At 48.8% G+C, this 21,768-nt stretch carries 14 protein-coding genes, 1 tRNA gene and 1 pseudogene; 4 read left to right on the top strand and 12 right to left on the bottom strand.

Features of this window, described 5'->3' with window-relative positions; all coding sequences use genetic code 11:
• The first annotated feature begins 3 nt into the window (after window positions 1-3).
• Window positions 4-1,323 carry a murein hydrolase activator EnvC gene (locus DW033_RS17145; protein WP_044545170.1) on the top strand — a complete coding sequence of 440 codons (1,320 nt, stop codon included), beginning with the start codon at window positions 4-6 and terminating at the stop codon, window positions 1,321-1,323.
• 118 nt (window positions 1,324-1,441) lie between these two features.
• Here DW033_RS17145 and DW033_RS17140 read toward each other — a convergent pair whose 3' ends face one another.
• The 11 genes and pseudogenes from DW033_RS17140 to dusB all read right to left on the bottom strand — a co-directional run bounded on the left by DW033_RS17140 (window position 1,442) and on the right by dusB (window position 18,280).
• Entirely contained in the window at window positions 1,442-2,296 is an 855-nt protein-coding gene (locus DW033_RS17140; RefSeq protein WP_048927007.1) for a phosphatidylinositol-specific phospholipase C/glycerophosphodiester phosphodiesterase family protein, read from the bottom strand.
• Window positions 2,297-2,376: 80 nt separating this feature from the next.
• On the bottom strand, window positions 2,377-4,005 hold the full coding sequence (locus DW033_RS17135) for a trehalase family glycosidase (protein ID WP_048927008.1): 1,629 nt from the start codon (window positions 4,003-4,005) through the stop codon (window positions 2,377-2,379).
• A gap of 229 nt (window positions 4,006-4,234) precedes the next feature.
• The gene (locus DW033_RS17130) at window positions 4,235-5,383 is read right to left on the bottom strand and encodes an alkaline phosphatase (RefSeq protein WP_121960697.1); all 1,149 of its coding nucleotides are present in this window, start codon (window positions 5,381-5,383) and stop codon (window positions 4,235-4,237) included.
• Between the two features lie 21 nt (window positions 5,384-5,404).
• Window positions 5,405-8,278 carry a GH92 family glycosyl hydrolase gene (locus DW033_RS17125; protein WP_048927010.1) on the bottom strand — a complete coding sequence of 958 codons (2,874 nt, stop codon included), beginning with the start codon at window positions 8,276-8,278 and terminating at the stop codon, window positions 5,405-5,407.
• 160 nt (window positions 8,279-8,438) lie between these two features.
• Window positions 8,439-10,070 carry a RagB/SusD family nutrient uptake outer membrane protein gene (locus DW033_RS17120; protein ID WP_048927011.1) on the bottom strand — a complete coding sequence of 544 codons (1,632 nt, stop codon included), beginning with the start codon at window positions 10,068-10,070 and terminating at the stop codon, window positions 8,439-8,441.
• Between the two features lie 41 nt (window positions 10,071-10,111).
• Window positions 10,112-13,360: a TonB-dependent receptor gene (locus DW033_RS17115; RefSeq protein WP_048927012.1), complete on the bottom strand. Its 3,249-nt coding sequence runs from the start codon at window positions 13,358-13,360 to the stop codon at window positions 10,112-10,114.
• Window positions 13,361-13,545: 185 nt separating this feature from the next.
• A complete protein-coding gene (gene uxaC, locus DW033_RS17110) occupies window positions 13,546-14,949 on the bottom strand; it encodes a glucuronate isomerase (RefSeq protein ID WP_048927013.1) in 1,404 nt (467 codons plus the stop codon).
• Window positions 14,946-15,620 carry a bifunctional 4-hydroxy-2-oxoglutarate aldolase/2-dehydro-3-deoxy-phosphogluconate aldolase gene (locus tag DW033_RS17105; RefSeq protein ID WP_005860016.1) on the bottom strand — a complete coding sequence of 225 codons (675 nt, stop codon included), beginning with the start codon at window positions 15,618-15,620 and terminating at the stop codon, window positions 14,946-14,948. Before DW033_RS17105 ends, uxaC begins: the two co-directional genes overlap by 4 nt.
• A gap of 36 nt (window positions 15,621-15,656) precedes the next feature.
• The gene (locus DW033_RS17100) at window positions 15,657-16,700 is read right to left on the bottom strand and encodes a sugar kinase (RefSeq protein ID WP_048927014.1); all 1,044 of its coding nucleotides are present in this window, start codon (window positions 16,698-16,700) and stop codon (window positions 15,657-15,659) included.
• A gap of 88 nt (window positions 16,701-16,788) precedes the next feature.
• Window positions 16,789-16,944: pseudogene (locus DW033_RS17095) on the bottom strand (AAA family ATPase); the annotation flags it as partial.
• 346 nt (window positions 16,945-17,290) lie between these two features.
• Window positions 17,291-18,280, bottom strand: a complete 990-nt coding sequence (gene dusB / locus DW033_RS17090; protein WP_057326091.1) for a tRNA dihydrouridine synthase DusB — start codon at window positions 18,278-18,280, stop codon at window positions 17,291-17,293.
• Between the two features lie 279 nt (window positions 18,281-18,559).
• On the opposite strand from dusB, the gene DW033_RS17080 reads away from it, so the two are divergent.
• From DW033_RS17080 to dprA, 3 genes are read left to right on the top strand one after another with little or no spacing between them, the layout of a single operon-like run.
• Window positions 18,560-19,819: a peptidase U32 family protein gene (locus DW033_RS17080; RefSeq protein ID WP_172986694.1), complete on the top strand. Its 1,260-nt coding sequence runs from the start codon at window positions 18,560-18,562 to the stop codon at window positions 19,817-19,819.
• Entirely contained in the window at window positions 19,819-20,232 is a 414-nt protein-coding gene (locus DW033_RS17075; protein WP_005860009.1) for a thioesterase family protein, read from the top strand. Before DW033_RS17080 ends, DW033_RS17075 begins: the two co-directional genes overlap by 1 nt.
• Window positions 20,233-21,351 carry a DNA-processing protein DprA gene (dprA, locus tag DW033_RS17070; RefSeq protein WP_122297302.1) on the top strand — a complete coding sequence of 373 codons (1,119 nt, stop codon included), beginning with the start codon at window positions 20,233-20,235 and terminating at the stop codon, window positions 21,349-21,351. It begins immediately after the preceding gene.
• Between the two features lie 328 nt (window positions 21,352-21,679).
• Here the strand turns inward: dprA and DW033_RS17065 are convergent.
• Window positions 21,680-21,761: transfer RNA gene (locus DW033_RS17065), tRNA-Leu, on the bottom strand.
• Window positions 21,762-21,768 lie beyond the last annotated feature (7 nt).

Here is a 21,768-nt window from a genome sequence, read left to right as displayed (position 1 = left end):
ATCATGAGGTACGTCTGGATCGTTCTATTGGCATTGTCTTTATCTACCGTGGTTTACGGTCAGAAATCCGCCGCTGTCCGTCAGTTGGAGCAGCAGCGCAAGGAGGCGTTGGCCGATATCGAGGAGACGAATAAATTATTACAAGAGACGGCCCAGACTGCTAAAACTTCCCTGAACCGTTTGAATCTACTTTCCAAACAAATTCTTTCGCGTAAGAAAGTCATCAGTTTATTGAATCAAGAGCTGGATGAGATCGAGAAAGATATCTTGAATATCCAAGGCCAGTTGCGCACCTTAAAACGGGAACTGGGCGATAAGCAGACGAATTACGGTAAATCGATGCGAGGGCTTTATAAACGCCATAGCTCGCAAGATAAATTGTTGTTTATCCTATCCGCCGAGAGTTTCTCTCAATCCATGCGGCGTATGCGGTATTTGCGGGAATATGCGGATTGGCAGAAGCGGCAAGCGAATGACATCGTTGAAAAGCAGGCCGAGATCAGCCGCAAGCAAGCTGAGATGGAGAAGACCCGTGCCGAGAAGCGTGTTCTTTTAGGAACTCGTCAAGAAGAGAGTAAGAAGCTAGAAAGTGAGGAAGCTTCTCAGAAAGAGGAAGTCCAGCTATTGAATAAGAGACAAAAGGATTTGAAGGCGGATCTCCAAAAGAAGCGTCGTCAAGCCGAGGCTTTAAACCGACAGATAGAGAAGCAGATCGCCGAGGAGATCGCCCGTGCCGAGGCCGAGGCGAAAGCCGCCCGTGAACGTGCGGAACGTGAGCGTCGTGCCCGTGAACAAGCTGCCGCTAAGGGTAAACCCGTACCGGAGAGTAAAAACGAGCCGATCCGTGAGGAACGTGTGGCAGATACGAAAGGGGGCTATGCGATGACAAAGGCGGAGAAGCAATTGTCCGATAACTTCGCCAATAACCGGGGACGTTTGCCGTATCCGGTGGCCGGAAGACATACGATCGTCTCTACATTCGGCGAGCAACAGCATCAGGAGTTGAAATATGTTCGTACCAGTAATAGTGGTATCGATATCCAGACCTCACCCGGGGCGGATGCCCGTGCGGTATTCAATGGGGAGGTGACGCGTGTGTTCGTGGTGCCGGGGTATAATAATTCCGTAATCGTTCGTCATGGTAACTACTTGACGGTTTATAGCAATTTGAGTCAGGTATATGTAAAAGCGGGCGACCGGGTCTCTACCCGTCAAGCGATCGGAAGGATCTATTCGGATCCGGAGGACGGTAATTCCACGATCCTTCATTTCCAATTGTGGAAGGAAAAGACGAAGCTGAATCCGCAGCCTTGGTTGGAATAAAAGCGGTTGTGATATGTTAAAACTATGATGGGCATTATAAGGCTGTTACGATGCCTGTTGTAAAGATGCTAGAATGCCCATTGTAACAACCTTATAATGCCTATTGTAATATTCTCGTTTAACGCTCGTTCAATACGTTGTATAACCCATTCAGGTCATCGGCACCTACCAAGTCTACGCCTTCTTTGATGAAGAAGCGTTTGAACTGCTCGGTATCCGGGGCGCCCCACCAACGGAATAGTTTTCCCTCATCGTGGACTTTCCGGATGATCTCACGCATCTTCTGTAGTTGGTCGGCGGGCATCTCACCTTCGCCTTTCCAAGTGAAGAAATCGGAGTAATTATCGCTTATGACCGGAGCGAGGGAAGCAGGGATGCCCTGTCCCAGATCCTTTATTTGTCCGTCGAGGAAGGTGAAGCGGCTGTTCTCTTTCGGCAGGCTGCTCTTCGGACGGTCACCGGAAAGGAAGAAGAGGACGGCACCTTCTTTATATTCGCCGTTATCGACGGAACAGAAATATTCCTTGTAAGGTTCCATCTGTTTCTTTAATAGCTTGTACATCTCTTCGCCTTGTGCCTTGCAATCCACCATCAGGTAGAAAGGACGATCGCTATCGGGATAGACCTTACCTCCATTCGCTTGTATGCGGGCCACGAGCGGCTTGAGGTATAGGTTCTCGAAGGTAATGGCCGGGTTGGGTTCCGGGCGATCATGGGAAACGTATAGCTCGCCATCGATCAGCCACAGATCGGCCTCCACGCAGTTGAAGCGGAAGGACAAGGCGTCCAGCAGAGGTCTCTCCCGCCAATAATCATTGTGCGAGAAGGCGTTGTAATGAATTGCGGAGGAGGCTTTCTGAATCGTCTGCTCCGTGGTTGTCTCCGCTACTTGAACTGTGTCCGATCCCTTCGGGGAGGTGCAAGCCGTACAGAGGGCGAGGGAGGTGATAAATAAGGATAGAATCTGTTTCATATACTAATTGTTTTTTGAGTCCAGTTGTAGAGACGGGGCACGCCCCGTCTCTACAACTGGATGTTTATGGATTTGCTGTCTTATACGGTTCGCGTGCCGGGTTTTACGTTAGCCGTCTTCTGTTTGTCGCCCCAAAGGACGGTTAGTTCCAAGGGGACGTCGCTGGTAATTTCTACCTGCGGCTCTTGGGTAGCGGAAGAACGGGCCTTGACTTTGATCGCTACCAGACCGTCGAGGCCGAAAGGATAACGGTCGATACCATAAGCCTCCGTCAAGTTCACGTCTACGGTCAATTTCTTCTCGTACACATTGGAGCGGATGCCGAAGATTTGCTCGATCAAGCCGGAGATCGGTGCCAGTCCGCCCCAGCCCACGAAATTCGGGCGAGCCATGAAGCCCGGCTCCTCATGCTCCGGAGCGTAGTATTCCCAGAACGTACCGGTATTCTTATACACCTTTAGGACGTTATCGTAATGGTTGCGTGCGATCTCGTAAGCCAATTTACGGTAGCCTTGTTGCAATAGGCCGGTAATCACCATATAATTCGCTCCCGGCCATACGCCACCCTGCCAGTAGCGGCCGTTATCCTTGTATTTAGGATGGTTGGCGGCAAGGGAAGGGACGCGGTGCAGGCGGTTGAATGTCTCCTTGTTATCCAGCTCGGCCACGAAAGCGTCCATGCGTTCCTTGGATAGGACATCGGTCAATAAGGCCCAGTATGCGTAGATTCCCTTGGTGGAGGAAAGGCTTCCGTCGGCGTATTGATCGAAAAGGAAATGCTCCTTCTCGTCCCATAGGTTCTCGTTGATATACTTCTTTAGCATCTTCTGCTCGTCCTCGAACTCCTCGATCTCCTGCCAACGCTCCAGATAGAAACCCATCTCAAGCAGATGCCCGGCGGTGAAGTATTGTTGCAAGCAAACGTCCAGCCAGATCATATGGCCGTGGCTGTATATCGGATTGTATTTCGGTTCCACCCGGGGCATGTTGTCCATGCCGGTACCCCAACCGCTGGTCCAATACGTACCGTTGCGCCACGTATGGTTTAGCTTCAACCATTTATAATAAGCGCAAAGGGCGGGGAATATCTTGTGTAGGCGGTCCATATCGCCGAACTGCTTATAATAGACGATCTCGCTCCAAGGGAGGATATTCGGTCCGGTGCTGGTCGGATCGTAACGCTCGAAACAGTCCGCTCCGTCCGCCTTGATCTCCCGGCAGATGAAACCGTCCGGATGTTGTTTGGCGTAAAAATTATCTAACGTACGTTGGAAGGGGAAGAAGCGGGTACCGAAACGGGCGAACATCATCATGAAGGCGGAGTCCCACATGAAGATATTGCCGTTGTAGGCGACATCGAGGTAACTGCATACGAAACCGGAATCTGGTTCAGGGGCCTTGATGTTGCCGATGCCGATTTGCCAAGCCTTCCAGTACATCTCGATTTCCTTCTCGTGTCCGCTCCAAGTCGGGTCCGGGAGGATTTGCTTGGCCTCCTCGAAGGTTCCGGGCGTGATGGTCTCCGGTCTCGCTGTCCGGAACTCATTCTCGGTCACGAAGGGTTCCTTCAGGTAGGTGTTCTTGTAAGGAAGATTGTACTTGGGTCGTTTCTCTTCCATTTTCTCTTGCGCTAAAAGGTTCCCGGCGGGAACGGAGGCCGCACCTGCTGCGAGAAGGGATTGCTTTAAGAAGTTTCGTCTTGTTGTCATTCCTTATGATATTTTTATTGGGGGAGAGAGGGAGAAGGTGCGCCTCAGTCGGTGAACACGGTCCTCCCGGTCGGGTACCGTAGTACTGCTAGTCAAGTACTGCTGTCCTCTCAGCCAAAGTACTGCGGTACTTGGGCAGGGGTACTGCGGTACCCGACCGGGAGGATTGCGGTACTTGACTAGCGGGATAGCGGCCTGTTATACTCTCCATCGGATGAATACTGTTTGATTATAGATTCAGGAGCTTTTTGATCTTCCAGAAGATATCCGTATTCTCGAAGATACCCGTGAAGTTCTCGGCGCCCGGGCCGAAAGCGTAAACGGGAACCATGACACCGCTGTGGCTACCGGTGGAGAATTTACAGACGATACGGCCCTCGTTCAGATCCCCGTCCACCAAGGTAAGGCCACCGGTCTCGTGATCGGCAGTTACGACAACCAATGTCTCACCGTCTTGGGCGGCCCATTCGAAGATACGTCCGATCGTACGGTCGAAATCATGTGTCTCTTGCATCAACAGGTCGATATCGTTGAAATGTCCGTAATCATCCAATTGGGAGCCCTCTACCATCAGGAAGAAACCTTCCGGGTTTTGTCCCAGCAGATCGATCGCTTTCATCGAGGCACGAGCCAAGAGATCGCCTCGCTCGGCGGGAAGCGGGGTATCTACGGTATCGGTAACGCAGAATACCTTGCCTTTTTGAATTTTCGCCAGTTCCTCCCAGCTACGGGGAGTCTGGTAACCTTTCTCCCTTAATTCCTTGAACAAATCACGTCCGTCTGCACGGTTCTCGAATAGCTTGGAGCCGCCGCCGAATACGTAATCGACGCCACAGTTCACGTAATCCGCTACGATCTCGGCCTCGGCGTCGCGATCCGTATTGTGGCAGCAGAAGTCGGCGGGCGTAGCGTCCCATAGGCGACAGGTAACGGCGATGCCGCTTGACAGGCCTTTCTTGTTCGCCAAGGTAGCCAGAGATTCCAAGGGTTTGCCTGCCGGGTCTACGCCTACCATATGGTAGTTCGTTTTATGGCCGGTGGCCAGTGCGGTACCTCCGGCTCCGGAGTCGGTGATGAGGCGGTTGGCGCAATAGGTTTTCGAGAGGCCGGTGTATTGGGAGTTGTCCAGCCAGAGCTTGCCCCGGTTGGCGGTCCAAGCGGAATACATGTGCATAAGGCTCATGCCGTCGCCGATCATGAGGATCACGTTCTTTATTTTCTTTCCGGTAGGGGGGACTAGTTTCTTGACCTCGTAAGGTTTCTCTAGTACATACGTTTGTTCTTTGTCTCGGCGACTTTGTGCCGCGGCCTCCGGAACGATCATGCCGGATAGCAGGATGGCTAAGGAGGATAGCACGGATAGAGTTGTTCTTCTCATATGATTCAGTATTTAATATTATCAATTTATATAAAGGTTCTCTGTTGGGATCGCGTCTAGTTTGGACATGCTTGGCGTACGCCAGCTCCAGCCTAGGTACTCACCCTCGTAATCCTCGAAATAATGCAAGGCGAAGGGGTGGTAGCCTTTTTGTAAGGGGATGCGTCCCGTCGCTTCGATAGCGGCGTGGGAGGCATCATTGTCCACTACCTTTTCTTTGCCGATATAGAGGACGCTACCGTCATCCGAGCGGGTACTGAACTCATAGACTCCATCTTCCGGGGCGTATATATATCCGGTGAAGATATAACCGAAATGATCCGGCAATTTAGCGTTCAGGATAGAAGGCTCAGGTATTGTTCCGGTCTCGACCACCTTCGCCTTTTGCAGATCGGCTACCCATTGGAACTCTCCTTCGTAATAAGTATAAGCTACCCCATGCTTCGTAGGCTGTATGGATAATGCGGGGCGTAATACGGCTTTTGTGGCTTGGATCGAGTACGTACGGCTGGGTACGAATCCCTTTTTATATCCTTTGGCCTTGATAATCGTGGTCTCTTTTAAGACGAATGGCTCGCTGTATACGGGAGCGTTCTCATCCGGTTCCGATCCGTCAAGCGTGTAATGGATAACCGCCTCGGGTGTCGTGGATTTTAGTTCCGCCGTAATCTCACCTTCAAACAAATCCAGATCATTCGCTATGTAAGGGATAGAGACGGTAGGTTGCTCCGTATAGGAATAGGGAGCGTACTCGGGAGCGGTTCCCCAACGCTTGTCCGGTGTTGCCGAGAGCGTAAAGTCCAGTGTGCCTCCTTGCATCAACTGGTCGTAGGTGATGTAGCAATGCGATATCTCCTCGCCGTTTAAGGTAACCTTCGTGATATACTTGTTCTTATCCGGCTGGTTGGCGGTAATGACCAATGTCTTGCCATTGCCCAGCTTCATGTTCGCCTTATCGAACAACGGGGTCGTTAGGATAAACTGGTTGCTACCCGGACATACGGAGTAGAAGCCGAGGCTGCTCAAGATATACCAAGCGGACATCTGGCCGCAATCCTCATTGCCGATGATGCCTTCCGGCGTGGGCTGGTACATCTCGTCCAGCAAGCGACGGGTCCATTCCTGTGTCTTCCAGGGCTGGCCCACATAGCTATATAGGTAAGCCATGTGATGGCTAGGCTCGTTGCCATGCGCGTATTGACCGACCAATCCGGTAACGTCTACCAGATCGCCGACTACCTCGGAGGTAACCATAAATAAGCTATCCAGATCAGCGATGAACGCCTCCCGGCCTCCGGACAACTGGGTCAATCCATATACGTCATGCGGGGTAAAGAAACGATATTGCCAGGCCGTAGCCTCCGTATAGGAACGTCCGATGGCGAATGGATCGAAAGGAGTCTCCCAATTCCCATCCTGCCGTTTGCCCCGGAAGAACCGGGTACTACCGTCGAATACGTTGATAAAATTCTGGGAGCGCTTGATGAAGGTCTCATAATCATCCATATGTCCTAAAGCTTTCGCCATTTGTGCGATACACCAATCATCGTAGGCAAATTCCAATAGGCAGGAAACCGATTCTTTCTTGATATTCGTCGGGATGAAGCCTTCCTTTATATAATAATCCGCTCCTTTCTTATTCTTCTCCGCTGAGATCTTCATCGCTTCGAGAGCGTGTTCCGCGTCATATCCGCGAATACCTTTTAAATAAGCGTCCGCTATAATCGATGTGGAGTGATAACCGATCATGGTCCCGGTCTCGCCCGCCGATAAGGGCCATAACGGAAGCTCGCCGCTGGCGTCGTACATATCCAAGAGAGACTGTACCATATCATTCACCAAGGTAGTATCCAACAGAGTCATCATCGGATGCCAGGCCCGAAAGGTGTCCCAAGTGGAGAAGGTGGAGAATTGGCGGCGACCTGCCGGGATCGTCGCTACGCTCATGTCGTGACGGCGGTATTGTCCGTTCACGTCGCTCGCTATATTCGGGATGATCTTGCTATGGTATAGCGCCGTATAGAAATTCGTGCGCTCGGCTTCGGTGCCTCCTTCTACCGTGATAACGTCCAGCTCTTTTTCCCAATCGGAGCGTGTCGCTTGATGGATGGCATCGAAATCAAAGCCATAGGAATCCGTCTCTTGCTCAAGGTTCAGACGGGCGTTCTCCTCATTTACGATCGATACCCCGACTTTGCAGACGATGGGTTTTCCGGTAGTCGTATCGAAGGTAAGTACGGCTTGCCGTTCGGAAGGCTGTTCCATGGAAGAGAAGGGTTGCGAGAACTGCGCTACAAAGAAGACATATTGATTGTCTACCCAGCCCCGGGTACGCCGCATACCGGTAAGCTCGTTATCCCCGGTTCGCTTCACCCAGCCCTCGTACATATATTCGTTATCCAATAAATGGTCCATATCGACCACCAACGTAGCCTCTGTCTCTTTTTTATAGGTATATCGGTGTATCCCGACATGCGGGGTCGTGGTAAGTTCCGCTAATACACCTGCCTCCTTGAGATTCACCGAGTAGTAGCCCGGGGAAGCCTTCTCGTCCGAGTGCGAGAACACTAAAGGTGTCTGGAGAGACGGGCGGAATAGGATATCGCCTAGGTCGATACATCCCGTACCGCTTAAATGGGTATGGGAGAAACCCATTAAGGTAGAATCGCTGTAATGATAGCCAGAACAAGCGTCCCAGTTACCTTTCCGGGTGTCTGGGCTTAGTTGGACCGCTCCGTAAGGAGCCGTGGCCCCGGGATACGTGTGTCCGTGAAATCCCGTGCCGATAAACGGATTCACGGAATCGATGGGGGATTGTGGAGCTTGGCTACAGGCCGTGAATAAGGCTATTATTCCTGTACACAAGCAAGAAGAAAGCGTTTGAATTAATCTCATGGTATATTTTTTGTTTAATATATAGTATACAATAGGCAAAGGTAAGCTACCTATTTGAGATATGCGTTTTTACCCGGTAGAAAATAACATGGGCTGTTTCATTTTCTGAGACAGCCCGTAATGAATCTTATTCGTACCTTGATCGGTTTAAAGGAGCCGGTTAATATCCCTCGTTCTGCTTCAATTGACCATTCGATTTAGTAATCTCTTCACTTGGATACGGGAATACCATCATATGCGCTTGATAGGCGTTTTTGTTGGTGTAATCTTCATAACCAATAATCGTGAACGCGGATTCCGGATTCGCCCGGTCTTCATATCTGCGGATACGTGGATGTGCGTTCAACTCTTTATCGGCCAATGTCTTTATGTCGGTATTGGAAGAACGGTTCCAACGCTTTAAGTCGAATAGATGATCTGTAAACTCAAAAGCCAATTCACAACGGCGTTCGTGATATATATCCTTCATCGTGGCGGTGCCGGCAAGCGGTGTCAAGTTGGAGCGTAGGCGGATACGGTTGATGTCTGCGGTTGCTTTATCGGCTTGACCTGTCATTAAATATGCCTCGGCACGGAACAATAACATTTCTGCGAAACGGATGATCGGGAAATTGACACGGACCGTAGGCCAGTCTCCGTTAGCACTCACGGCTCCTTCACCTACAGGGTCTGAGTATTTGAAAGCGTCCATGTATTTATTGATCATGAAACCAGCTTCAAGGTCGGAGGTAGACCAGAATTTGCGTGTCTCGCCGAAGAACGGGAACTCTTGGTTGTATTCCAAGATTGAGCGTACTAAACGGTCATTACCTTTACCATCTTTCGCCATTTCTTCGTAGATGTCGTAAGAGGGCTTCATCTGCCCCCAACCATTATATTTGCCCCATCCTTTGTTCTCAAGGATAATGCCCGGGAATTCGGTACCGCCCGGTAGTGCGCCGCCGATACTCGGAATAGTCCAGAGATATTCGGCATTCCAATAATCTTTCAAGTCAGACGAGAATAGTTCCGCGAATGTAGGAGCTAGATCTCGATTGTAGTTGTTCTCCAATTGATTGACCATCTCGATGACGTTGTTCCATTGGGTAGCATCCCAAGTAGCCCAGTAAGCATAAGTTTTCGCTTTGAACGCCACGGCAGCAGCCTGATGTGCCCGGCCCCGGTTGTCGGCGTCATAGGATTCGAAGTTTGGAAGGTAGGCGATTGCCTTGTCCATATCTTCGATGATCAGTTTATAATTGTCCATAACGGTAGCTTGCTGAGGCGGTATGGAGTTGTCGTAATCGTCGGGGAAGTCCTCGTAACGTACGAAAGGTACTCCTTGTTTATCCGTACCGTACCGATAAGCGATCAGATAATGTGCCCAGCCGCGACTGAAGTAAGCTTCGCCCAAGCTGCGTTTCTCGACGGCGGTCAGCGTCGTTCCCTTTTCTTTCTTCACTAATTCTTGGATGATCCAATTCGCACGGGACATAGTAGAATACATACGGCTGAATACATCTCTTAGAGGAGATTCATCACCGGTATAGGCTAAGGTCGCCAAAGAGTTATAACCGCGCGTACGTCCCCAAACAATGTCGCATGCGGCTCCCTGTTCCCAGAATAATTCACGGCCGTAACAACCCTCTTGATGGAATCTTTCATATAATCCGTCAATGGCATCAATGGCCTGTTGATCATTCAAGAAATAGGAGGTTGTAGTTGCGTTTCCTTCCGGCTGAACGTCGAGGAAGTCGCTACAAGAACTACAAACCAATGCGGATAATGCTAATACTGTAATATATCTTTTCATTTTGATCCTTTGTTAATATGAATATCTTTTAAAATACCCGATTAGTATGTCAATTTGACTCCGACAGAGAATACGCGTGAAACCGGATACTTCAAGGCATCCCAACCGCCGGTTTCCGGGTCCATTCCTGAGTAGTTCGTGATCGTGAAGAGGTTCTCACCGCTAAGGTAAACAGACATCATGCTGTTGCGTTCTTGCAGGTGAGCGCATTTCCTGATAACATCACTCAAGTCATAGGATACGGTGAAGTTCTTCAAACGTAAGTAAGAAGCATTCTCCAGATACCAATCAGACGGTGTGCTAAAGTTGCTATTTGGGTCGTTTTTCGATAAGCGTGGAATATTCGACCCTGTATTCGACGGACTCCAAGCGTTCATGATCTCTTTTGAGCGGTTGAAGTTTCCTTCTACATCGCTTAAAGCCATATATTTACCTACATATAAAGCTTGTGCTCCACCTACGCCTTGGAACATAGCGCTTACGGAAAGCTTCTTCCAAGTGAATCCTCCGGAGAATGAGAATGTAGTTTTAGGTGTAGCGCTACCGCAGTATTGACGGTCTTCATCATTGATAACTCCATCACCATTGGCATCGACGAATTTCAAATCGCCGGCTACAGCGTCCGGTTGGATTCGTTTTCCGTCTTTGTTTACATAAGCGGCTGCCTCTGCGTCGCTTTGAAAAATGCCGTCAGTCTTGATCAGATAGAAAGAGGCCAGCGGTTCTCCTTCGGCTGTTTGATACATATATGGAAGGTTACGATAACTACCATCGAAATATGCATCATTTTTGGTGATACCTGTCCAAACGCCCGGGGTTCCGTCTGTGTTTTTTACCCCAATATCAGAAACCCAGTTCTTTAGATAAGAGAAGTTTCCGGAAACGAAGTACGACCAATCTTTATTTACCTGTTGGTTCCAATTGATTTGCGCCTCGAAACCTCGGTTGCGGACTTCACCTTGATTGACTAACATGGCATCGATACCGATCGTTCCCGGCCAGTTCATCGTTTGCGACTGGATCAAGTTGAACGTGCGTTTGTCGAAATAGTCGAATGCCATGCTCAAGCGATTGTCGAACATGTTCACATCTAGGCCTAAGTCCCATTGCTCGGAAGTTTCCCATGTTAAGTTGGGATTTAATGCGGTAGAGTTATAGACGAAGTTTCCCCAAATCTTGTTCGATTCTACGCCGTACTGTGCCTGCTCCGACCAGAAAGTTTTACCTAATAAGGCGGATTTATAATTGTAACCGATAGATCCCAGATTACCGACACGTCCCCAAGAAGCACGGATCTTCAATAAATTCAGTGTCTCGCTCTTCGGGAAGAAAGATTCATTAGAGATTTTCCATCCGGCTGTTACGGCAGGGAAGTCGCCATAGTTATTATCTTTAGGTAGACGGCCTGCGTAATCACGACGCCAAGAGGCTGTAACGAAGTAACGATCGTTGAAGGAATAAGCCAGACGGGCGATCAAGGATACGTTTGCGTCAGGACCGGTCAAATAATCGGTAGCGGAAACGGAATTCGCATAGGATAGATATTGTAAATAATCGGATTCGTCAGATAAATCTTTTCCATTAACCTCTAGCCCTCGCTTGCTGTAATGATCGGCCGTAGTGGATAGTAAGACACCCAGGGTGTGCATGTCATTAAACGTATTGTCGTAAGTCAATGTGTTTTCCGTTTTCCATGCGTCTGCACGGTAAGTCGTTTCATCCAGATTATTTGTCAAGGAGGGTTTTCCCACCTCGTCACGGATCGGACTGAAGTTCTTATATAGATTATTCTTCAGGTTGTAAGTGAAACGGCTCGTGAACTTTAAGCCGGTAACGATATTCGCTAGTTCCAGACTGGTCGTACTCCAGATGTCACTGGTTCGGTCATAGCGGTTTTCCGCTTCCAGCAAGCGAACCGGATTGACAGCGTCTCCGTGGATATCCGCGAAGTTGGAGCCATATTTGGCGATGTAATCCGGGTCTTCGGTCGTTGTTCCACCGTAAGTACCATCCAGCGGATTGTAAACCGTAGCGCTGGCAGGCATATACATAGCCGCCGCGACAACTCCCGTATAACCACTGTCGGTATCTTTTGAACGGCTTTCGTTGTTTTTCCAAACCACGTCTTCGGTGATGGTCACCCATTTATTCAATTTGAATTTACCGTTGTAACGAAGTGAAAGGTTCTTGTTGAAAGTATTGATCAATACACCTTCATCGTTATCGTAAGCAAATGAAACACGGTTGGAGGCATTCTCGGAACCAACATTCAAGGCTACGTTATGGCGTTGGTAGAAAGCGGTGCGGAAGATCTCGTCCATCCAGTTGGTACGTGTGGTACCTACCCATGGGTTCTTGGTCAAATCCCAACCGGTCGGCAATGTAAGCCCCGCGTTTGCGTAAGACAGTTTTCGCATCTCGAGTTGCTCTTCCGCATTTAACGGCTCGATTACGTTGCTAGCTTTACGAACACCGAAAGTCGCATCATAGCTCAACGAGGTCTTGCCCTCTTTCGCCTTCTTGGTGGTTACCAAGATAACACCGCCGGCTCCGGATTGCGCTCCATAGATAGCGGCAGAGGCAGCATCTTTTAAGACGACAATCGTCTCGATATCATTCATAGAGGCGATGGGTGCGCCGGGAACACCGTCAACAACCCATAATACGTTATCGCCATTCTGTGAGCCCTGTCCACGGATCACGATTGAGGGTGTAGCCGTTGGGTCTCCACCGTTCGCTTGTACGGTAACACCCGCTAACTGCCCTTGCAACATACTTTCGGTAGAGGTAACCGGACGGGCCACCAAGTCTTCCGTGTTGTTCAGCACGCCCACGGAAGCGGAGAGATCTTGTTTGCGTTGCCCCGCTCCATAACCGAGTACGACTACCTCATCCAATTTCTGCGTATCTTCTTCTAGGATGATGTTGAAGGTCGTTTTCCCGTTTATCGGGATACTTTGCGTCATATAACCGATATAACTGATCTCTAAGATAGCGTTTTCCGGAACTTCCAGTAGGAAATCTCCATCGAGCCCGGTGATTACTCCGTTTGTCGTCCCTTTTACGATCACGTTCGCGCCAATTACAGGAATCCCCGCCTGGTCTTTGACGATACCGGAAATCTGTTTCGTACTTTGTTGGTAGATGCTGGGACTCGGAAGTTCTAAGCCCGATGATTGCCCAAAGACGGGAGAAGCTTGAGCGGTTTGGGTACCTGCCACTATGCCACATAAAGACATCCCTACGCATAGATGCTTGACAGGGATGAAATCATAAAGCCGTTGTTTCATGTTTGCGTATTTTAGTGTTTATCTAAATCTGCCGCAAAAGTAGGCGTAATATGTGCGAGTATAGTGGAAGGTCTTATGAAGTGTTTGTGAATAAAATGTTGCAAAGCTGTTGCAGCCTTACTGCAACGCACGTGCAGTGTTACTGCGACAGGCGTGCAGTAACATTGCAATGCGGGTTGCAGTAATCAGAAATCAAAGTATCGTTTAGCGTTGTTGTAACTGATGTCCTCCACCATCTGTCCAATGAAGGAAAACTCGGAGGCGGGCAATAAGCCTTTCTCTATCTCATTGCCTAGCATATTACAAAGGATCCGGCGGAAATACTCATGACGGGGATATGACAGGAAGCTACGGGAATCTGTCAGCATACCGACGAAACGGCTTAAAAGCCCGAGGCTGGAAAGCGCATTTAATTGATCTTCCATGCCTTTGATCTGATCGAGGAACCACCAAGCCGCTCCATATTGCATCTTCCCGGGTACACTGCCGTCGTTGAAATTGTAGGCATTGGCTACCATCAACTCAGTGTCGCGGGGATTCAGGTTGTAAACGATCGTTTTCGCTAACAGCCCTTCTTGATCTAAACGGCTGAAAAAGCGGTTCATGGAAACAGCTACCGGCTGATCATCGATAGCGTCGAAACCTGTGTCTGCTCCTAATAACTTGAACATCCGTTTGTTATTATTCCGATTTGCGCCGATATGGAATTGTTGTACCCATCCACTCCGGGCATCCATCACCGCCAATTCGTATAGCAATGCCGAACGGTATTTGCGAACTTCCTGCTCCGTGAGCGATTTACCCATACGAGCCTTGAGGAAGATCACCTCAATCTCCTGCTCGGTATAAGGTTCGGCATAGAAAGTATCCAACCCGTGGTCCGATAACCGGCACCCTTGGGCGGCGAAGAAATCATGTCGTTTTTGTAAAGCCTCCAATAAATGCTTGTAGGTGAGGATGGTCTTATCGGCGGCGGCCTCCAGCTTGGACAAATAGTCATTTAGCGCCTTGATATTATCGATAGCGAGTACCTTGTCCGGTCGCCATGCCGGATATACACGGGTGTGGCATCCGTTTGAACGTATTTTTTGATGGAATTCCAATGAGTCTATAGGATCGTCGGTCGTACAAACGATCTCTACGTTCATCCGTTTCATGATGTCTTGCGCACGATATTCGGGGGTACGTAGTTTATCCGTACAAGTCGCATAGATTTCCTCGGCGGAAGCCGGATTCAAGACTTTATGGATTCCGAATATACGGCTAAGCTCCAGATGCGTCCAATGATAAAGCGGATTTCGCATCGTGTAAGGCATCGTCTCGGCCCATTTAAGGAATTTCTCGTAAGGAGATTTATCTCCGGTGATATATTCCTCGGGAATACCGTTCGCTCTCATCGCCCGCCATTTGTAATGGTCTCCGCCCAGCCATATCTCCGTAAGATCCTCGAATTGGTGATTCTCCGCTATTTGCCGGGGATCCAGATGGCAATGGTAATCAATGATGGGCATCTTCGCCGCATGCTCGTGATATAACTCACGGGCCGTGTCGGTCTGGAGCAAGAAATCTTGATCTAAAAAGCTTTTCATACTTGGCGATACTTTTGAATGATAGATAAGGCGTCGCGGCATAAATCGGTAATGGATTGCCAATCGTTTCCCGCTATCGCTTCTTTGGGAAAGAGTTTGGATCCCATTCCTACGCAGGTCACGCCGGCCTTGAACCAAGCGGATAGATTCTCCTCTGTCGGCTCCACGGCACCGGTCGCCATGATTAGGGTCCATGGCATGGGTGCCTTTATGTTCTTGACAAATGAGGGACCTCCTACATTTCCGGCGGGGAATATCTTGCAAAGGTCGCAACCTGTTTCTTGGGCAAAGCCGATCTCGGATACGGAACCGCAGCCGGGCGTATAAGGGATGAGGCGACGGTTACATATCTTCGCTATCTCCGGGTTAAACAGCGGACCGACTACGAAGTTTGCCCCTAGCTGTATGAATAAGGCGGCTGTGGCCGGGTCTACGATAGAACCTACGCCCAATACTAATTCCGGACATTCCTTGGCGGCGTATTTTACCAGCTCGCCAAATACCTCGTGGGCGAAATCTCCCCGGTTGGTAAACTCGAAGGCTCTGACGCCTCCCTCGTAACAGGCTTTTACAACTTGTTTTGCGATCTCTACCTCTTTATTATAATAGACGGGCACCATTCCGGTTTGGATGATAGCCTGTAATGTTTGTATTTTATTGAATCGAGCCATATTGGGAATTAAAAATTGAAAATTGAGAATTGAAAATTAGCGGGAGACACGGCCGGAGGTGTCGCCGGACATGAGTTTTTCTACTTCCTCTACGGTTACTTGGTTGAAGTCTCCGTAGATCGTGTGTTTCAGGCAGGAAGCCGCTACTGCGAAGTCCAAGGCTTTCTGGTCGTCACCGGGGTAGGAGAGCAAACCGTAAATAAGACCTCCCATAAAAGAATCGCCTCCACCTACACGATCTACGATATGGGTGATGTCATACCGGCGGGATTCGTACAACCGGTTGTCGGCGTATAGCACTCCGCCCCATGTGTTATGATTGGCATTGATGGAGCCTCTTAGCGTGATGATAACTTTCCGGGCACGTGGGAAGTGAGCCATTAATTGGGTACATACCGACTGGAAAGAAGCGGCGTGTACCTCGCCTTCCGTGGCGGCGGCGTCGAAACCTTCGGGCTTGATACCGAAGACTTTCTCGGCATCTTCCTCGTTTCCTAGGATGATATCGCATCCGGCTACTAGTTCCGGCATGACCTCATGGGCTGTCTTACCGTATTTCCAGAGATTTTTCCGGTAGTTGAGGTCGCAGGATACCGTGATGCCCAATCGGTTTGCCGCCTGTATCGCTTCCAAGCATACGTTGGCGGCACCTTCGGATATGGCTGGCGTGATACCTGTCCAGTGAAACCAAGAGGCATCTTTGAATACCTCGTCCCAATCGATCATCCCCGGTTGGATCTCGGCGATGGAAGAATGAACCCGATCATATACCACCTTGCTGGCACGAGCGACCGCTCCGGTCTCCAGAAAATAAATGCCTAACCGTTCCCCTCCGTAAATGATCTTGGATGTTCCGATACCCTGTTTGCGTAATTCCATAACGCAGGCACGGGCGATGTCATTTTTGGGTAAACGGGTTACAAACTCAGTCTCTATGCCATAGTTGGCGAGTGAGGCGGCGACATTCGCTTCCCCTCCGCCAAAAGTAGCGTTGAACTGATTGGCTTGGCAAAAGCGTAAATAGTCCGGAGTAGCCAGCCTAAGCATGATCTCTCCGAAAGTTATGACTTTCTTACTCATGGTGGTATAGTATTATGTTTTTCGCAAATGTAAGGGTTTATTTCGAATAATGTATAGCGTGTGTGCGAAAACATAGGCTTTTTTATTCCACCTCCCGGACAAAACGCCCGATTTCGAAAGGAGTCTTAGGGGCGCTAACACTGGTGTAGAAAGGAAGCAGGTATTTGACAAAGCCTTCTTCTACCTCTAAATTGGGAAATCCTAGTTTATAGATACCAAAGCGAGAATCATAATCCTTGATCGAATCTTCTCGAAGTTCTGTATACCGATGGGATAAATAGTCTGGTTCATAGTGCCAAATATTTAATGTGACCTATTGACAAAGATACGATAAGTTTCTTGATTTAGGATATAGAGTCCGGAAAAACAAAAAAGCCGCTAGTCCCAATATGGATGCGGCTTTTTTTGCTCCTCAATGAAACAATCTCACGATTCCCCCCTTGCAAAGACTTGTTAACCTTAGATCTAAAATACTATGAAAAAAACTCGATGCAAATATAAAGGGTTTTATAATATGCGTCAATAGTATTTGTAACATTTTATTGTAAAAATATCGCAAATAGGTTTCAATTTGATATATATCAAGCTTGTTATTCTGAAATTCCGTACTTTTTAGGAATATTATTCATAATTTCGAATAATTCGTTAACAGTCTCCGCACGTAGCATGGCGATCCGTGTTTGCTTGAAATCGGTAATACCTTTGAAGAGCGGAGTAGCTGCCAGATGACGACGAATATGTAAGATTCCCCTACGTTCGTCCAATCGTTCCACGCTTTGCTCCACTTGTTTTTTTAGGATATCCAGATACCAAGAGAAAGGCTCTTGCGGCAATAATTCCCCGGTCGTAAGATAGTGTTTTACCTCCCGGAAGATCCAAGGGCGGCCTATGCTAGCCCTACCGATCATTACGGCGTCTACGCCATAGTCCTCGAAACGCTGCTTGCATATCTCGGCGGAAGTCACGTCGCCATTCCCGATGATAGGGATTTGCATGCGAGGGTTATTTTTTACGGCACCGATCAAGGTCCAATCCGCCTCGCCCGTGTACATTTGCGCCCGTGTACGTCCGTGGATGGAGAGGGCGGCGATACCGCAATCCTGTAGTTGCTCGGCCAGATCCACGATAACACGGTTGTCGGCATCCCATCCTAAACGGGTTTTCACGGTGACGGGGATGTTCACGGCTTTCACTACTTCTTTCGTGATTTCCAGCATCAACGGGATATTGCGTAGCATACCGGCCCCGGCTCCCTTGCCTGCTACTTTCTTTACGGGGCAACCAAAGTTTATGTCTAAAATATCCGGACGAGCTTCCTCGCAAATACGTGCGGCCTCTACCATCGAGGCTACGTCCTTACCGTAAATCTGGATAGCGACCGGACGCTCATCATCGGAGACATTTAGTTTTTGCTGTGTTTTGTTCACACTGCGGATCAACGCGTCGCTCGATACGAACTCCGTATATACCATGTCCGCCCCGAAGCTTTTGCACATCAAACGAAACGAGATATCCGTCACGTCCTCCATAGGCGCCAAGAATACCGGACGCTCCCCTAAATCTATTGAACCAATCTTCATACCTTCTGTTTGCTAACTAAATAGAGATTACAAAAGTACTTCTTTTTGGGGAATAATTTTTACATCTCGTAAGATGATCGGTGGATGGAACAGGCGTTTTTAATAATCCGGATCATTTATGATATATTGATAGAGCTCGGATTGCCCCGCTTTATTTAGGATCTTGTGCTTCTCCAACTGGAACTATTCTTTCATGATGGGATGGAGGGTTTGTGCTTATAAGAAATCTTCTCAAATATTATTCGTACCTTTGCTACCGTAATATTAAAATATATAACCTTGAAAGAGAAGGATTTTGAAATAATGGCGCCTGTCGGTTCCTATGAATCGTTGATGGCTGCTATACAAGGAGGGGCCGACTCCATTTATTTCGGTATCGAGGGATTGAATATGCGTTCTCGCTCGTCGAATAATTTCACGACGGAGGATTTGCGTAAGATCGTCGCTATTTGCGGGGAACATGGTATCAAGAGTTATCTCACGGTTAATACGGTTATTTATGGTGAGGATCTTCCGTTGATGAGGGAGATCATAGACGCCGCTAAGGATGCGGGTGTCTCCGCCATTATCGCCGCCGATGTGGCCGCTATGAGTTACGCGAATAGCATCGGGCAAGAGGTGCACTTATCCACGCAGTTGAATATCTCGAACGTGGAGGCGTTGAAGTTTTACGCCCGCTTCGCCGATGTGGTCGTATTGGCTCGCGAGTTGAACTTAAAGCAGGTGCATGAGATTTATCAGGAGATCGTGAAGCAGCAGATCAAAGGCCCGAAAGGGGAATTGATCCGCATAGAGATGTTCGCTCACGGGGCTTTGTGCATGGCCGTGTCCGGTAAATGCTATTTGAGTTTGCATGAGATGAACGCTTCCGCCAATCGGGGGGCTTGCATGCAAATTTGTCGTCGTGCCTATACGGTGCATGACAAGGATAGCCAGATCGAGCTGGATGTGGAGAATCAGTATATCATGTCGCCGAAAGACTTGAAGACGATTCATTTCATGAATAAGATGATGGATGCCGGCGTACGTGTGTTCAAGCTGGAGGGGCGTGCCCGCGGGCCGGAGTATGTGCGTCTCGTGACCGAATGTTATAAAGAGGCGGTCAAGGCCTATTGCGAAGGTACCTTCGATGAGGAGAAGGTAGCGGTTTGGGACGAGCGTCTACGCAGGGTCTTTAATCGCGGTTTCTGGGATGGCTACTATCTGGGACAACGATTGGGTGAATGGAGCAGTAAATATGGCTCCGGTGCTACCCGTAAGAAAGTGTACGTGGCACGGGGTATCAAATACTTCAGCGGAATCGGTGTCGCCGAGTTTGAGATGGAGTCCGGTTCCTTGAGAGTAGGCGATGAGATCTTGGTAACGGGTCCCACGACCGGAGCCGTTATGCAGACCGTCGATGAGATCCGGGTAGACCTGAAACCGGTGGAGGAGACCGTGAAAGGGGAACGCTTCTCGATAAAGATGTCCGAGAAGATCCGCCCGTCCGATCGTCTTTATAAAATGGAGAAAGTACAAATCGAAAAAGAACTACAATAATGAAGGAATATATTTTTAAACTGACAGACAAGGTTCGCGATTATGAGTGCGATTTGCAAGGCGTGGTGAATAACTCCAATTACCAGCATTATATGGAGCATACCCGGCATGAGTTTCTGGAGTCGTTGGGTGAGAACTTCGGCGCCATGCATGAGAAGGGCATCGATGCTTTTGTGGCCCGTGTGGATATCCAGTTCAAGAACTCCTTGCGGAGCGGCGATCGGTATACTTCTTGCCTGAATGTATATAAGAAAGGGGTGAAACTGGTGTTCGAGCAAGATATTTACCGGGAATCCGATGGGGCGCTGGCTACTAAAGGAGTCGTGGAATCCGTTGTCGTAGAGAATGGCAAATTAACCAGAGGAGAATATTTCGATGAGATGCTAAAGCGAATAGAATCAAAACAAGCATAAATGACAGACAAACAGATTTACCAAATTGGCCTTACTATGATTAATGGGGTGGGAGATATCCTAGCCCGCCATCTTCTGGAAGCGTTGGGAGATGCGGAGGCCGTGTTTACGGAAAAGCGCCAGTCGCTAGAGAAGATACCGGGTATCGGCGATTCGATTATCGCCGAGATTAAGCGGGCGGATGTGCTTTTACGGGCAGAGAAAGAATTGGCTTTTGCCCAAAAGAACGGTATCTCTATCTATTTCTTGAAAGATATGAATTATCCGGAACGTCTGCGGGAATGCCCAGACGCTCCGGTTTTATTTTATTTCAAGGGGAAGGCGGATTTAAACGCCGCCCATATCATCAGCGTTGTGGGTACTCGTAGGGCCTCCGCTTATGGGCAGGAAGTGACCGAGCGTTTATTGCGGGATTTGTCCGTGATTTTCCCGGATCTATTGGTCGTTAGCGGACTTGCGTATGGCATCGATATTTGCGCTCATCGGAATGCGTTGAAGAACCAATTGCCCACGGTGGGCGTATTGGCGCATGGTTTGGATCGTATCTATCCTCCCGTGCATCGTTCTACGGCGGTCGAGATGTTGGAGCGGGGAGGTTTATTGACCGACTTTCCTAGCGGGACGAATCCGGATCGGCAGAACTTTATCCGGCGAAACCGGATCGTAGCCGGTTTGGCGGATACCACGATCGTTATTGAATCGGCGGAGAAAGGAGGCTCTTTGATCACGGCGGATATCGCTTTCTCGTATGGCCGGGATGTCTATGCCTTTCCGGGTCGGGTAACGGATATCAACTCTAAGGGATGTAATGGCTTAATCCGGCAGAATAAAGGAGGCTTGATCACTTGCGCTGACGATTTAATCATGGCGATGCGTTGGGATGTCGCTCAAAAGACAGACGCGTTACCGGTCCAAACCCAATTATTGTTTCCGGAGAACGAGGAGAGCGAACGGATCTTGTCGTTCTTGGAGACGCAAAAGGAATCTCATATCAATGAATTGTCCGTAGCCTTGAATCTTCCGGTACATCAATTATCTTCTCTGCTCTTTGAGTTGGAATTGGATGGAAAGATAAAATCGATGCCGGGAAGCATCTATAAACGAATGAAACCCCTATAAATAATTAAAGCCTGTCTCACGACAAGCCCTAACCAAACTTTGTTAACCTTAAATCTAATACTATTATGAAAAAACCACAATGCAAAGATAAGCTTGTAAAGCCCCTTTGTCAAGGGTTTTGAGTATAACTTGTGTTAAACAACATGCCTGCCCGGTATAAAAAATGTTTTTGAATTTGAAACTATACAGAATAGGCACAAAATCTTCTAAAATTAACAATTTGGATGTTGTTTGTAATCCTTGATCTGCACAGTGCTTGTATATATGGAGGAGGTTTATCCATACTAAAAAATCCTTGTAAGCGAACTTACAAGGATTTCTGGATTTGTGCGGCTGAAGGGACTCGAACCCCCACGCCGTGAAGCATCAGATCCTAAGTCTGACGTGGCTACCAATTACACCACAGCCGCATTGGAA

The organism is Parabacteroides sp. AF39-10AC (genome assembly GCF_003635405.1).
GTDB lineage: Bacteria > Bacteroidota > Bacteroidia > Bacteroidales > Tannerellaceae > Parabacteroides > Parabacteroides distasonis.
Note: the sequence above shows the minus strand (reverse complement) of the source record. Positions and strands in the feature narration are given on the sequence as shown.

Excerpts from the sequence above, each read along its gene's own strand:
- DW033_RS17145 (WP_044545170.1), top strand. The coding sequence starts at position 4 with ATGAGGTACGTCTGGATCGTTCTATTGGCATTGTCTTTATCTACCGTG.
- DW033_RS17140 (WP_048927007.1), bottom strand. The coding sequence starts at position 2,296 with ATGAAACAGATTCTATCCTTATTTATCACCTCCCTCGCCCTCTGTACG.
- DW033_RS17135 (WP_048927008.1), bottom strand. The coding sequence starts at position 4,005 with ATGACAACAAGACGAAACTTCTTAAAGCAATCCCTTCTCGCAGCAGGT.
- DW033_RS17130 (WP_121960697.1), bottom strand. The coding sequence starts at position 5,383 with ATGAGAAGAACAACTCTATCCGTGCTATCCTCCTTAGCCATCCTGCTA.
- DW033_RS17125 (WP_048927010.1), bottom strand. The coding sequence starts at position 8,278 with ATGAGATTAATTCAAACGCTTTCTTCTTGCTTGTGTACAGGAATAATA.
- DW033_RS17120 (WP_048927011.1), bottom strand. The coding sequence starts at position 10,070 with ATGAAAAGATATATTACAGTATTAGCATTATCCGCATTGGTTTGTAGT.
- DW033_RS17115 (WP_048927012.1), bottom strand. The coding sequence starts at position 13,360 with ATGAAACAACGGCTTTATGATTTCATCCCTGTCAAGCATCTATGCGTA.
- uxaC (WP_048927013.1), bottom strand. The coding sequence starts at position 14,949 with ATGAAAAGCTTTTTAGATCAAGATTTCTTGCTCCAGACCGACACGGCC.
- DW033_RS17105 (WP_005860016.1), bottom strand. The coding sequence starts at position 15,620 with ATGGCTCGATTCAATAAAATACAAACATTACAGGCTATCATCCAAACC.
- DW033_RS17100 (WP_048927014.1), bottom strand. The coding sequence starts at position 16,700 with ATGAGTAAGAAAGTCATAACTTTCGGAGAGATCATGCTTAGGCTGGCT.
- dusB (WP_057326091.1), bottom strand. The coding sequence starts at position 18,280 with ATGAAGATTGGTTCAATAGATTTAGGGGAGCGTCCGGTATTCTTGGCG.
- DW033_RS17075 (WP_005860009.1), top strand. The coding sequence starts at position 19,819 with ATGAAGGAATATATTTTTAAACTGACAGACAAGGTTCGCGATTATGAG.
- dprA (WP_122297302.1), top strand. The coding sequence starts at position 20,233 with ATGACAGACAAACAGATTTACCAAATTGGCCTTACTATGATTAATGGG.